The sequence below is a fragment of the Chryseobacterium sp. MYb264 genome (genome assembly GCF_035974275.1).
Classification (GTDB): Bacteria; Bacteroidota; Bacteroidia; order Flavobacteriales; family Weeksellaceae; genus Chryseobacterium.
The window spans coordinates 1273472-1287578 of sequence record NZ_CP142422.1 but is presented as its reverse complement, the minus strand read 5'-3'; the positions used below and the strand labels follow the sequence as shown (position 1 = coordinate 1287578).

Here is a 14107-nt window from a genome sequence, read left to right as displayed (position 1 = left end):
AGATTCATTGGTTGAAATATGATTTCCTTGAAAAACGTAATAGTATCAATAGAAACGGGTTTTAAACCGTTTAAAAAAGATAAAGGTTCAAATTCGGCTTTAGCCAAAAAATTATTAAAGCAAGAAGAATTATGAAAATCAAATATATCTTCATTATATCAGCTATTTTTCTTTCTCAGGCATTTTCAGCCCAAAGACAAATGGAATATCTGAAAAGAGGAATCGTGGCTATTCCTGCAAAATCGGGTGTTTTTGTAAGCTGGCGTCTGCTCGGAACAGAAGCTCAGAATACCCATTTTGATGTGTATCGCACTGAAAATAACCAGACCAGGAAGCTGAATGAAAAACCATTGCTTAAGGAAACTCATTTTTTAGATGCAACAGCGGATAAAGGAAAAAACTACACCTATTTCATTAAATCCAATACGAATGATCAGAAAGTGGATCAGGATTTTGCACAATATACCGCCAATCAGAAGCCGTATCTCTCAATTCCTTTGAAAACCCCGGCAGGATATACGCCGAATGATGCTTCCATTGCTGATTTGGATGGCGATGGAGAGTACGAGATCATTCTTCATCAGACGGGAAGGTCAAAAGACAATAGTCAGAAAGGTGAGACCGATCCGCCAATTATTCAGGCTTATAAGCTGAATGGTCAGTTTTTATGGGAAATCAATTTAGGTAAAAATATAAGAGAAGGAGCGCATTATACGCAGTTTTTGGTCTACGACCTCGATCAGGACGGAAAAGCGGAAATCGTCATGAAAACTGCTGACGGAACCAAAGATGCAAAAGGGAAATTCATTGGAGATCCGACAAAAAATTACGTCAATGAAAACGGATTTATTCTTTCCGGCCCCGAATATCTGACGGTTTTTAATGGGGAAACAGGAGAAGAGATCACTACGGTTAATTATCAGGTTCCGAGGTTTGCAGGCAGTTTAAATCCGACCAATGAAGAGATGACCGAAACCTGGGGCGATGCCAAAGGAAACCGAATCGACCGTTTTTTAGGAGCGGTTGCCTATCTGGACGGCAAAAGACCCAGCGTGATTATGTCTAGAGGGTATTACACCAGAACAGCGATTGCCGCGTGGGATTTTAAAGATAAAAAACTGAGTCTTCGCTGGCTTTTCGACACGGAAAGTTCCGAAGAAAATAAAAAATACAGAGGTCAGGGAAATCATAACCTAAGCATTGCAGATGTCGATAACGACGGAAAAGACGAGATTATTTTCGGTGCGATGACGGTAGATGATAACGGAAAAGTGTTGAACAGCACAGGTTACGGTCACGGTGATGCATTACATGTTGGAGATCTGGATCCTTCAAATCCCGGATTGGAAATTTTTGATATTCAGGAGCGGTTTGATGATGCGGGAGCCCATTTCAGAGATGGAAAAACAGGAAAAGTGCTTTGGAAGTTACCTTCTTTAAACTACAGCAAAGACAGTAAATTTCAGGGGCCGGGAAGGGGATTGTCTTTAAATATCGATCCGCGTTATGAAGGTTCAGAATGTTGGGCTGCCGGAGCGGGAGTGAAGGGGCTTTACGATGCCAAAGGAAATAAAATTGCTGAAAAAACGCCCGCCTGTAATATGGGGATTTACTGGGACGGTGATTTTTTAAGTGAAATTTTGGATGGAACAACGGTTTCAAAATGGGACTGGAAAAATTCAAAATCCAATGTCGTTCTTGAAACAAAAGATTTCCAGTGTGAATCCAACAACGGAACCAAGAAAAACCCGTCCTTAGTGGCGGATCTGTTTGGAGACTGGCGAGAAGAGGTGATCTACAGAACTTCTGATAATAAGGAATTGAGAATTTTCAGCACCACGATTCCGACGAAACACAGATTATATACTTTGATGCACAATCCGCAGTACCGATTAAGTATCGTCTGGCAAAATGTGGGTTACAATCAGCCGCCACATACCGATTATTATTTAGATGAATCCATTAAAGAAATTCCAAAACCGAATATTTTTACGAAAAAGAATTAACTGTAAATGCTTTTTTTGCCACGAATGCACGAATATTTATGGGTTACTATTTAATTAAAATAATAAGATGAACTTTTATAAGCGCTAGTGGCTTTGCCTCATATTACATATAATTTATTTGAATCGGCGAAACTTCGTTTTGTGAAACTAAAAAAACATTTTAAATAAAAAACTTAGCGCGCTTAGTGTTCAAAATTTAACATCATAATCAAAATATTTAATCATAAAATTAAAATTCATGAAAATCAAAATAATCATCCCAATCATTGCTTTAGTTGTCCTTATTGCAGCTTCATTTCAAAAACTCCAGAATAAACCTGTTTTATATATTATCGGAGATTCTACCGTGCAAAATGGCTCTGGAAAAGGCGCAGATTCACTTTGGGGTTGGGGAAGTTTTATGGATTTATATTTAAATACCGATAAAATTGAAATTCAGAATCACGCAAAAGGAGGTCGAAGCAGCCGCACTTTCTTAACGGAAGGCCGTTGGGATTCAATTATGAAGACCATAAAAAAAGGCGACTATGTGTTGATGCAGTTTGGTCATAATGACGGTGGTGAACTGGCGGATACGTTGAGAGCGAGAGGAACGATAAAAGGTATTGGAGAAGAATCGAAAGACATCTATAATCCGATCCGAAAAATGAATGAAACGGTGTACACGTATGGCTATTATATGAGGAAGTATGCGAATGAAGCCAAATCAAAAGGAGCTGTTCCGATTATTGTTTCACCCGTTCCGAGGAATAATTTTACTAAAGAAGGAAAAATCGAAAATGATAAATACGGAGTTTGGGCGAAGGAAGTGGCAAAACAAACCGGAGCTTATTTTTTGGATTTAAATGATATGGTAATCACTGAATATCAAAAAATGGGAGCCGAAAAAGTAAAAGCTTTCTTCCCAAAAGATCATACGCATACCAACGAAGCAGGAGCTAAACTCAATGCAGAATTGGTTGTAAAAGGTATTAAAGATCTGAAGAAATGTGATCTGAAAAAATATATTAAATAACTAAAGATTTTGTTTAACCACAAAAGTCACAAAAGATTTTAGCACGTAAAATTTTGAAGTTTAATGCAAACTACAAATAAGTTATTCTGCTATCATTTGCTGAACGAAGTGCCCTTGCAAACGAAAATAGTAAGCAGGGGAATTAAGAAAAACCTTGCGACTTTGCGTTAAAATCAAAGTATATTCAACAAAATTCAATTTAAATAAAATAAAAAAGATATTATGAAAAAACTACTAACAGCAAGTTTTGTTGCCTTAATGATCGGAGGTTTCTCTTCCTGCTCGGCACAGAAACAGAAAAATGCTCTTCCGAATAAAAAAGAAGTTTTGGAAGTCGCAGAACGTACCAACAAATATTTCATGGATAAATGGACAGATCCGGGAAAAGAAATTGTAGGGAAAAAAGTGTGGCCAAGTAATCTTTGGACGAGAGCCGTTTATTATGAAGGATTAATCGCGTTGTACAAAGTAGATCCGAAAAAGGAATATTACAATTATGCGATGGATTGGTCTCAAAAACATAATTGGGACATGATGCGCGGGACATATACGCGAAATGCCGATCATCAGGCGTGTGGACAAACGTATATCGACCTTTATGAAATCGATGGTAAAAAGAATCCTGAGAGAATAAAGTTTGTGAAAGCTTCGATTGACAGCATGATGGCGACGAAGCAGGTTGACGATTGGTGGTGGATTGATGCTTTACAAATGTCGATGCCGATTTTTACAAAATTGGGTAGAATTACAGGCGATAAAAAGTATTTTGACAGAAATTACGAAATGTACGCGTATACAAAATACAAACATGGAGGAAACGGCTTATACAACGCGAAAGATAAGCTTTGGTGGAGAGACAAAAGTTTCGTTCCGCCTTACAAAGAACCGAATGGGGAAGATTGCTACTGGAGCCGTGGAAACGGGTGGGTAGTGGCTGCATTAGCGCGTACTTTGGAAGATACTCCAAAATCTGATCCTCATTATAAAGAATATCTGCAGGATTATAAAGATTTACTATCGGCTGTTCTTCCGATTCAGAGGGAAGATGGTTTCTGGAATGTAAGTCTTCATGATCCCACAAATTACGGAGGAAAAGAAACTACAGGAACTGCTCTTTTCGTTTATGGAATGGCTTACGGAATCAATAAAGGTTTGATTGATAAAAAAACATATCTTCCTGTTTTAATCAAAGCCTGGAATGCCATTGTAAAAGATTCTGTTCAGCCAAATGGATTTTTAGGATGGGTTCAGGGAACCGGGAAAGAACCGAAAGATGGACAGCCTTTAGCTATCGATAAGGTTCCTGATTTTGAAGATTACGGATTGGGTTGTGTGCTTCTTGCAGCAAGTGAAGTTTACAAGTTGAAATAAATAATACAATATTTTCTGATCTGACCTAACGGGTTTTTTAAATGCGTTAGGTTTTTTTTATGCCCATAGATTCAACATACTCTAATTCTTTTGCAGGGAAAACAAAATACATTCGTGCATTCGTGGCCATACGATGCAGCCCTCAATTTTATCTTCGATAAAATCCTTGCGCCTTAAAAACATAGAGTATTAAAAAATATCTTTGCGTCTTTGCGAAAAACCAACAAAGACAGTATCATCTGTAAAACTTGTGCCATCTGTGGGACATAAAATATTCGTGCATTCGTGGCTATACGATTCAGCCCTCAATTTTATCTTCGATAAAATCCTTGCGCCTTAAAAACATAGAGTATTAAAAAATATCTTTGCGTCTTTGCGAAAAACCAACAAAGACAGCATCATTTACGAAAATTCTTGATAAATAAAAATAGTAACAACTTATTCACAAAGATAATTTACTCCTAAAAATGGGTGAAGTATTCCCTTTTACAGAGTTTTATATTTTTCGTCTAAATGAGCTGATCCAGGCTGCTGACTAGAGATTTCGGCAAATCATTCTTAACCGAAATTCATTCAAAATCGCCATAACTCATAACTAATCATTGATTTACGAATTCTTCTTAAAACATGAGAAAAAATCTTATTTTATCAAAAAATTAAGCATGACACTACAAGATGCGCAATCGATTCCATCTTGTTAATTTTCAATTTCAATCAATAAGACTAAATTATGAATGCATTATTAGGAGTTATTTTCCATTTTTTAGGAGGTTTTTCTTCGGGAAGTTTTTACTTACCCTACAAGAAAGTAAAGGGATGGCAATGGGAAACCTTTTGGTTGATCGGTGGATTTTTTTCTTGGATCATCGTTCCGCCTCTAGCTGCATTTCTTACGATACCCGGCTTTTGGGAAATCATTAAAAATGAAAGTTCATCTATTTTAGGTCTTACCTTTTTGTTCGGAGCCCTGTGGGGAATCGGTGGTTTTATGTATGGTCTTGGGGTTCGTTATTTGGGTGTTGCACTTGGAAGTAGCATTATGTTGGGGCTGACAATGGTTATTGGTTCACTTGTTCCCTCAATGTACTATGAATTTTCTCCACAGGACGGAAAAGATAATATTGGCCTGATGCTTTCAAGCTCGTGGGGACAATTTGTTTTATTGGGACTTTTTGTCTGTGTTATCGGCATTATCATCAGCGGAAAAGCGGGAGTAATGAAAGACAAGGAACTTCAGACCGAATCTGTAGACCCTCACGGTGTGCAGGTAAAAACCGAGTATAAATTCGGTTTGGGATTGACGGTTGCCATTATATCAGGTGTTTTGAGTGCCTGTTTCAACTTTGGTCTTGAAGCCGGAAAACCTATGGCAGTAGTTGCCAATGAAGCCTGGAAACTGGCAAATCCCAATCAGGGCGAGTTTCTTTTTCAGAACAATGTCACATATATCGTTGTCCTTTGGGGTGGGATGGCTACGAACCTTATCGGCTGTCTTTATCTTTCATTTAAAAATAAATCGTATACGGATTATGCTAAAAAAAATGTACCTGTTGTAAAGAATATTATCTTCTGTGCGCTTGCCGGAACCATGTGGTTTTTACAGTTCTTCTTTTATGGGATGGGAGAAAGTAAAATGGGGAACGGACCGAGCTCATGGATTCTTCATATGGCATTTATTATTTTGATCGCGAACCTTTGGGGTGTAATCATCAAAGAATGGAAAGGCGTTTCAAAAAAAACAATCTCTACGATTGTGGCGGGAATGCTGGTGATGTTTATTTCGATCCTGATTGTGGGATATGGGAACTCACTGCGATAAACGGAGATTACTAAGTGAACAAAAAAGTGAAATAAGTAAGGATGATTTCTTCATTAATCAATATATAGTTTAATTTTCAATAAGGCAATTGATTCTTTTCGGTTGCCTTTTTTAATATGAGATTATTCTCTTTGATGAGAATTTATTATCAGATGATTATCATTGATTTAATGCAGGGAATAACACTTGCTATTTTCACTATGACTTGATAAAATCATTACTATTTAACTGTTTTAAACTAAAAATTTATATTAATATTTGCTACTTGTTATCTATTTAATAATTCGGGCAGGATATGGCAGGATGCGGGAATTGTTGTAAGAATGTAACATTGTGATGTAGTAATATGAATCCTTATAAAAACTAACATATGTCTTTAATAATTAAACATCAGAATATAAAGCGGATCGTGTTTCCTGCTTTTATGCTTTCAGCTAGTTTTGTCTGGGGGCAGAAAGGAGTGAACGATAGTGTGAAAACGAATACAAAAGATATTGATGAAGTAGTCATTATCGGTTATGGAAAAGTGAAAAAATCAGATCTTACGGGATCTGTTTCTTCAGTTTCAGCGAAAGAATTGGCGGCAACACCGGCAATGAATGCTTTGCAGGCACTACAAGGTAGAGCAGCGGGTCTGAATATCGTAACAGCGGGCGGAGCTCCGGGAGCAAGTGCGAATGTGACGGTGCGAGGAGGTTCTTCCATTACCCAAAGTTCAGATCCACTTTATATTGTAGATGGTTTTCAGCTGGATAATGCATTGAATGTGATCAATCCTAATGATATTGAAAGTATTGATGTATTGAAAGGAGCTTCAGCCATTGCTATTTACGGAGCGCGTGGCTCGAATGGTATTATTGTGATTAAAACCAAAAGCGGTAAAAAAGGAAGAACGGTGATTAATTATAACACGTTCATGTCTTTTGATATGCTTTCGAAGAAGCTGGATATGATCTCCGATTCGGAGCAGTTTGTAAAATATCAGTACGAACTGGCACAGCTTCAGGGAAAAACAACGCAATGGAGCAATGCCTTTGATAATAGTTTAGGGACAGATACTCCAGGATTCAATGCGGGAGCCTTTAAAAGAATTGCAGACCGTTACGGATCTGCTGCTGCATTAGACTGGCAGAAAAAAATGTTGGGCGGAACGGGATTAACCCAAAACCACAACGTGAATGTTTCCGTTGGAAATGATAAAACACAGGCATTCATCAGTTATAATTACAACAAGCAGGATGGTTTGCTTCAGAACTTCAGCGAAACAAGAAACTCATTGCGTGCTAATATTAATTCAGAATTATACAAAGGCATCAGGGTAGATTTTAATACCATGTTTACGAATAATTCTGTCAACGGGGGCGGATCTTATTCCGGGATGAAAAAGATCCTTCTTCAACCAATTACTGGAGGAACGTTATTTACTGACGATCAGCTGTTCAATACCCAGACTTTCCCTGATTATTCAGCACTGGACTCCGGTTTTGATACGGAAAATCCATTCATCGAAACTCAGGCATCTACTTCAAATAAAAAAACAAGAACTTTCGTTGCTAATGCAGGAATTGAGTTTGATTTCTTAAAAAACTTTACCTGGAGAACAGCCGGACAATATAGCTGGACAAATAGTAAATCGACTTCGTTCTCTGATCAAAACTCAAGGGCATTCCTTACCGATCCTGTCAATACGGGAATCAACGGGAATATCGCCAATGCAGAAAGTTACCGTTATCAAATTACCAATACTTTAAATTATACTAAAACTTTTGGAGAGAAGCATAAGGTAAACGCTTTACTCGGAAATGAAATCTGGTATGAAGAATCGGAAGGAAGCAGCATGAGGCTGATTAAATTTCCTTATCCGAATTTCGGACTGGATGATATTGGAAATGCGACGGTCGCTGATAAAAATACAGATCGATCAAGCAATAGTTTACTTTCCTATTTTACACGTGTCAACTACAATTATGACAACCGTTATTTAATTACAGGAACATTCCGTGCGGATGGTTCATCTAAATTTGCCGAAGGTTCCCGTTGGGGATATTTTCCTTCTGTAGCGGGAGCGTGGCGTGTTTCTCAGGAAAACTTCTGGAAAGATCATAAAATCAATAATTTCTTTAATGATTTTAAATTAAGAATTGAATATGGAGTTACAGGTAACAACGGGGTCTCTAATAACTTGTGGAGAACCAATGTTTTACTGACAGATTATCCGATGAATAATACTCAAGGGTTTCCTGCGTATGTTACCAGTACCAACTGGGGGAATCCTTTGCTTCAGTGGGAAGAGCTGAGAACCACAAATATTGGGGTAGATATGGCATTTTTTAACAGTAGAGTTAAATTAACGTCAGAATGGTATAACAATAACGTTAGCAAAATGTTATTTCAGTCGATAATTCCGGTTTCTACAGGGTACTCCAGACAGTATCAGAATATCGGTTCGATGAGAAACAGAGGGATGGAATTCACATTGAATACCATCAACGTTAAATCAAACAATTTCAGATGGACGACCGATTTAAACATCTCTTTCAATAAATCAAAAGTAATGTCTCTTGAAGACGGGCAGTTGAATAAAACCTTCAGTGTCGGAGGCAGCAGAACGGGAATGGTAACCTACTATGCAACTGTAGGGGAGCAGCTGGGAGATATGTACGGATATGTTTACCAGGGAGTGTATACCACAGATGACTTCACTCAGAATACAGACGGAACATTAAGCTTAAAGCCGGGGGTGGTAAAACCTTCTTCAGGAACTCCGAAGCCAGGAGATATGAAATTTGCCGCGGACAACGAAGCCGGAGATCAATTCACCAGAAAAATGCAAAAGATAGGAAATGGAACTCCTGATTTTATTGGGGGAATCAGTAATAATTTCTCATATAAAGGCTTTGATTTGGCGGTATTTATGAAGTTCAGTGTAGGGAATGATATTTATAATGCGACGAAGCAGAGTTTAAGTCCTTACGCCATGTTTCAGAACGTGCCTTCAGAATTCGGAAATAATTATTATCATTTGATTGACCCGAATACAGGTTTGGCAACAACAAATTTGGTAAGATTGAAAGAATTGAATCCAAACGAGGATTCCAACCTTTGGAGTTTAAGCAATACCAATACGGCCAATATTGCTTATCCTTCTTCTTATTATGTCGAGAATGGCTCTTATTTAAGAATTGCTCAGGTTACCTTAGGGTATTCTTTTGCTAAAGAATTTTTAAATAAAGTGATGCTGTCCAATGCACGTATTTATTTCACAGTGAATAATTTAGCAACGATCACCGGATATTCAGGTTATGATCCTGAAGTTACGGCAGCAAGTGGAGTGACTGTGACACCAGGTTACGACAGTTCTACCTATCCACGTTCAAGAAGTTATGTTCTTGGTCTTAATTTAACTTTCTAACATCTAACTTTTTAAATCATGAAAAATAGATATATAACCTCCGGATTTTTAAGAAAATTAATTATACTTCCCGCTATTTTCCTGGCTGTTTCGTCCATGAATTCCTGTAGCGAAGATTTTTTAGATCAGCCGGCTTACAATTCATTGGATACAGAATCGGTATTTAATAATATAGATACCGCAGAAATGTATGTTTTGGGCTGCTATAGAGGAGTCATTCCTACTGAAATGTATTATCAGCTGGGAGCTGGAGATACAGTGATTCATTCCTCTGAAGATGGGTCTACCAATAATTCAAAATACAATATCTGTAACTATCAGTATGATGCTTACACACCTAATACCATTACAGGTGTTTATTCTGCCATGTATGCGGTGATCGAAAGAACAAATATTGCGGTTAGCGGACTGAGCAAAATGCCGGAAAGTGCGAAACGAAATGTTTTAATCGCTGAAGCTAAGGCCATTCGTGCATTTTGTTATTATAATTTAATTCGTGTATACGGAGATGTTCCTTCAGTTTTTAAACCTTTAGACGAACTGGATCCTAATGATCCAGGTACTTTGTACCCAAAACGTTCTTCACGTGATGCCATTTATGATCAGATCATCGGTGATCTTCAGGAAGCGACTACAGTAATTCCTAATTTTGCGCAGAGTGGCTATGCAACAACAGAGCGTTTAACCAAACAGGGGGTTAATGCTTTATTAGCAAGAATAGCTTTATATGCGGCAGGATATTCTCTTCGTTGGGATCTGAATACAGGAAGTGGAGCCATGATGGCTCGTCGCAGCGATAACACAAGAGTTCAGCAACTCTATCAGATCGCGGACAATGCCTGTGCTGCGATTATCAACGGGGGAACAAATTCCTTGGTGCAGGCTCAGAGCGGTAAAAGTGGTTTCGAGGCATTGTGGTTTAATTTCGATCAAAGAAAATTCTCAGTAACCAATACAGAAGTCCTTTGGCAGATCGCGGAATACGGAGCTAATACCAACTCTGCTTTTGGAGTGTATGCCAATGAAGGTTCTCGTGGCGGAACTTATGGGTCAAGAAAAGCTTTACAATTTGTGCTTCCTAGTTATTATTTGTCATTTAATCAGGGAGATACGCGTAGAGATGTTTCTTGTACATCATACAGTGTTTATTTCCTGAATTCAGGTAATGCAAGTGATACCTGGGTAAATGCCGGAACTACTTTTTCATGTATTATGGCAGGTAAATTCAGAATGGGATGGTGTGTAGCGCCTCAGGCGGCCGATGCCCGTAACCTGAATATTCCGATTTTAAGATATGCAGATGTTTTATTGATGTATGCTGAAACACAAAACTACTTAAACGGAGGACCTACTGCGGCAGGAAATGCAGCCTTAATGCAGGTAAGAAACCGTGCCGGAATTGGAAGTGTACCTCTTCCATCAGGTCAGCAGGCTTATGAATCAGCAATCGTTCAGGAGCGTAAGTGGGAATTTGCCGGAGAATTCAACCTTCGTACCGATTTGATCAGAATGAATCGTTTGGCAAGCGAGATTGAAGCCACAAAACAGGCAATGAAAAATTTATCAAATAAATCCGGAGCTTACGCCAATACTCCTGTTTATCGTCTTTATAAATTGGAAAAGAATGCGCAAATATATGGAGATCCTTATTTAGCATTGAAATACATTGATATTACAAATCCTACGGAAATTGCAACCATTAGCACTGTGCCTACAAGTTCTGCGAATTATGCTGCTTATCAAACTGCACTGCGAGCGATTGTAACAGCACACGGGCAAACTACAACTGCAGATGATAAATGGTATCCTACCAATATGTTCCAGGCGTATACAAGTACGTTTAATGGAAATGCAAGAAAAGCGGCGGGATTTTTAGCCGGGTTTAATCAGCTTCAGATAGGAAATATTATTTATACCAAGCCTACAGGTTCGGCCGAGAACGGCGGAACTTATCCAAACTGGATCGAAGGCGGCGGCGATGGTCTTTTCTACGGATTTGTACCCAATAAAACAGAGCTACTTCCATTTGCAGCAGCTTCTGCAGGGCATCCTTTGGTGGATAACCCGAATTTGACGCAGCTGCCTGGATATTAGTTCAGTACTGCTTAAAATATTCATTACCTATTTAACGGCAATACATTTTTGTTGTTAAATAGGTAATGATGCAAATTAAATACTAAATCATAAAATATTAATAACCAATAATCAAAATAAGGCTGATATAAAGATAAATTCTGATAAAAATCATTTAAACGTTAATTTATCCTTAATTCAGGCATTAAGCAGTATAGTACGGGATGCTGTACACAATATAACAGTCTAATTTTGATTTAGAATTTTAGAAATATAAGATAAACAATGGAAAAAGTAAAAACATTCAAATACGTAGACTATTTGTGGGATGATGAAAAAGCAGCATCTTTCGGAGATGACCAGGTTGCTTTATTTTTATACCGTTCAAACATCTTGGGGGCAGACCTTAGAATTACCAATTACGGAGGCGGAAACACAAGTTGCAAAACCATCGAAAAAGATCCGCTTACCAACGAAGAAGTGGAGGTAATGTGGGTAAAAGGTTCAGGTGGAGACATCGGAACGCTTACGAGAAAAGGGATTGCAGGTTTGTACACAGAAAGACTTCGTAACCTTAAAAATGTTTATCAAGGCTTAGCCGACGAAGACAGAATGGTAGGTTTATTCAATCACTGTATCTTCGATTTAGACAGCAAAGCGCCTTCTATTGATACGCCTCTTCATGGTTTACTTCCATTCAAACATATCGATCACCTTCATCCGGATGCTCTTATTGCAGTGGCTGCAGCGAAAGACAGCGAAGCAATTACTAAAGAAATCTGGGGAGATACAATGGGGTGGGTTCCATGGCAGAGACCTGGTTTCGATTTAGGTTTGCAATTAGAAAAATGTTTAAACGATAATCCGGGAATCAGAGGAATCGTTTTAGGCAGCCACGGATTGTTCACTTGGGGAGATACTTCGTACGAATCTTATATCAATAGTTTGGAAGTGATTGAAATGGCTTCTGAATATATCGCTAAAAAAATCGAAGAAAAAGGTTCGGTTTTTGGCGGACAAAAAGTAGAATCTCTTCCTGCTGACGAACGTAAAAATAAAGCCGCTCAGATCATGCCTTTATTAAGAGGTTTAGCTTCTTCTGAAAGCAGAATGGTGGGGCATTTCACAGACAGCGATGTTGTGTTGGAATATATCAATAGTAATGATTTGGAAAGATTGGCTCCGTTGGGAACGTCTTGCCCGGATCACTTTTTAAGAACAAAAATTCAGCCTTTAGTTTTAACTTTAGATAAAAATGAAGATTTAACGGATTCTAAAGCTGTTCTTGAAAAATTAACACCTCTTTTCGAACAATACAGACAGGAATACAAAGAATATTACGAAACGTGCAAGCATCCAAACAGCCCTGCCATGCGTGATCCAAACCCGGTGATCATCATTTATCCGGGAGTGGGAATGTTCAGTTTCTCAAAAGATAAACAGACAACGCGTGTTGCAAGTGAGTTTTATGTAAACGCAATCAACGTAATGCGTGGCGCAGAAGCTATTTCTGAATACACTTCATTACCAAGACAAGAAGCTTTTGACATCGAATATTGGTTGTTGGAAGAGGCAAAACTTCAGAGAATGCCGAAAGAAAAGCCATTGTCAAGAAAAATCGCCGTTGTTACCGGAGCCGGAGGCGGAATCGGACAGGCAATTGCTGATAAAATGGTTGCTGAAGGCGCGGTTGTGGTTTTCACAGATTTAAATCAGGAAGCTTTAGATGCGGTAACTTCTAAATATAATAAAGATCAGGCAGTTGGTGTTCTATGCGACGTTACGAGTGAAGAAGCAATCACCAATGCTTTCAAAGAAACAGTTTTGGCTTTTGGTGGAGTAGATATCATCGTTCATTCTGCAGGTTTGGCGATTTCAAAATCTTTGGAAGACACAACGACAAAAGACTGGGATTTACTGGAAGATGTTTTGGTTAAAGGTCAGTTTTTAATGGTTAAAACAGGGGTTGAGATCGTTAAAAAACAAGGCTTAGGTGGAGATATTGTCAACATTGCAAGTAAAAACGGATTGGTTGCCGGACCCAACAACGTGGCCTATGGAACTGCAAAAGCGGCGCAACAACACATGACGAGATTATTGGCAGCAGAATTGGCGGCAGACAAAATCAGAGTAAACGTGGTAAATCCAGACGGTGTTATCGTTGGAAGCAAAATCTGGGAAGGTTCCTGGGCGGAAGGCCGTGCAAAAGCCAACGGAATTTCTGTGGAAGAATTACCTGCATTTTACGCAAAAAGAAACCTTTTGAACGAAATTATCCTTCCTGAGGATATTGCTAACGGCGTTTTTGCCTGTGTTGCGATTTTGGATAAAAGTACAGGAAACATCATTAATGTAGATGGCGGAATGGCCAATGCCTTCCCAAGATAATTTATTTTATTTGGGCAGCTTAA

At 38.5% G+C, this 14107-nt stretch carries 7 protein-coding genes; all 7 read left to right on the top strand.

Going from position 1 to position 14107, the window contains the following annotated elements; translation table 11 throughout:
- Positions 1-131 precede the first annotated feature (131 nt).
- The 7 genes from VUJ46_RS05530 (at position 132) to VUJ46_RS05500 (ending at position 14084) form a co-directional block, all read left to right on the top strand.
- Positions 132-2006 (top strand): rhamnogalacturonan lyase, encoded by a 1875-nt coding sequence (locus tag VUJ46_RS05530; protein WP_326984005.1) that lies wholly within the window; start codon positions 132-134, stop codon positions 2004-2006.
- Positions 2007-2244: 238 nt separating this feature from the next.
- A complete protein-coding gene (locus tag VUJ46_RS05525) occupies positions 2245-3021 on the top strand; it encodes a rhamnogalacturonan acetylesterase (RefSeq protein ID WP_326984004.1) in 777 nt (258 codons plus the stop codon).
- Positions 3022-3243: 222 nt separating this feature from the next.
- Positions 3244-4392: a glycoside hydrolase family 88/105 protein gene (locus VUJ46_RS05520; protein WP_326984003.1), complete on the top strand. Its 1149-nt coding sequence runs from the start codon at positions 3244-3246 to the stop codon at positions 4390-4392.
- Between the two features lie 730 nt (positions 4393-5122).
- Positions 5123-6211, top strand: a complete 1089-nt coding sequence (gene rhaT, locus VUJ46_RS05515; protein WP_326984002.1) for an L-rhamnose/proton symporter RhaT — start codon at positions 5123-5125, stop codon at positions 6209-6211.
- A 370-nt stretch (positions 6212-6581) separates the two neighbouring features.
- Positions 6582-9623, top strand: coding sequence for a SusC/RagA family TonB-linked outer membrane protein (locus VUJ46_RS05510; RefSeq protein WP_326984001.1), 3042 nt, complete (start codon positions 6582-6584; stop codon positions 9621-9623).
- An 18-nt stretch (positions 9624-9641) separates the two neighbouring features.
- Positions 9642-11717, top strand: coding sequence for a RagB/SusD family nutrient uptake outer membrane protein (locus VUJ46_RS05505; protein ID WP_326984000.1), 2076 nt, complete (start codon positions 9642-9644; stop codon positions 11715-11717).
- 264 nt (positions 11718-11981) lie between these two features.
- A complete protein-coding gene (locus VUJ46_RS05500; protein ID WP_326983999.1) occupies positions 11982-14084 on the top strand; it encodes a bifunctional aldolase/short-chain dehydrogenase in 2103 nt (700 codons plus the stop codon).
- Positions 14085-14107: the final 23 nt, after the last annotated feature.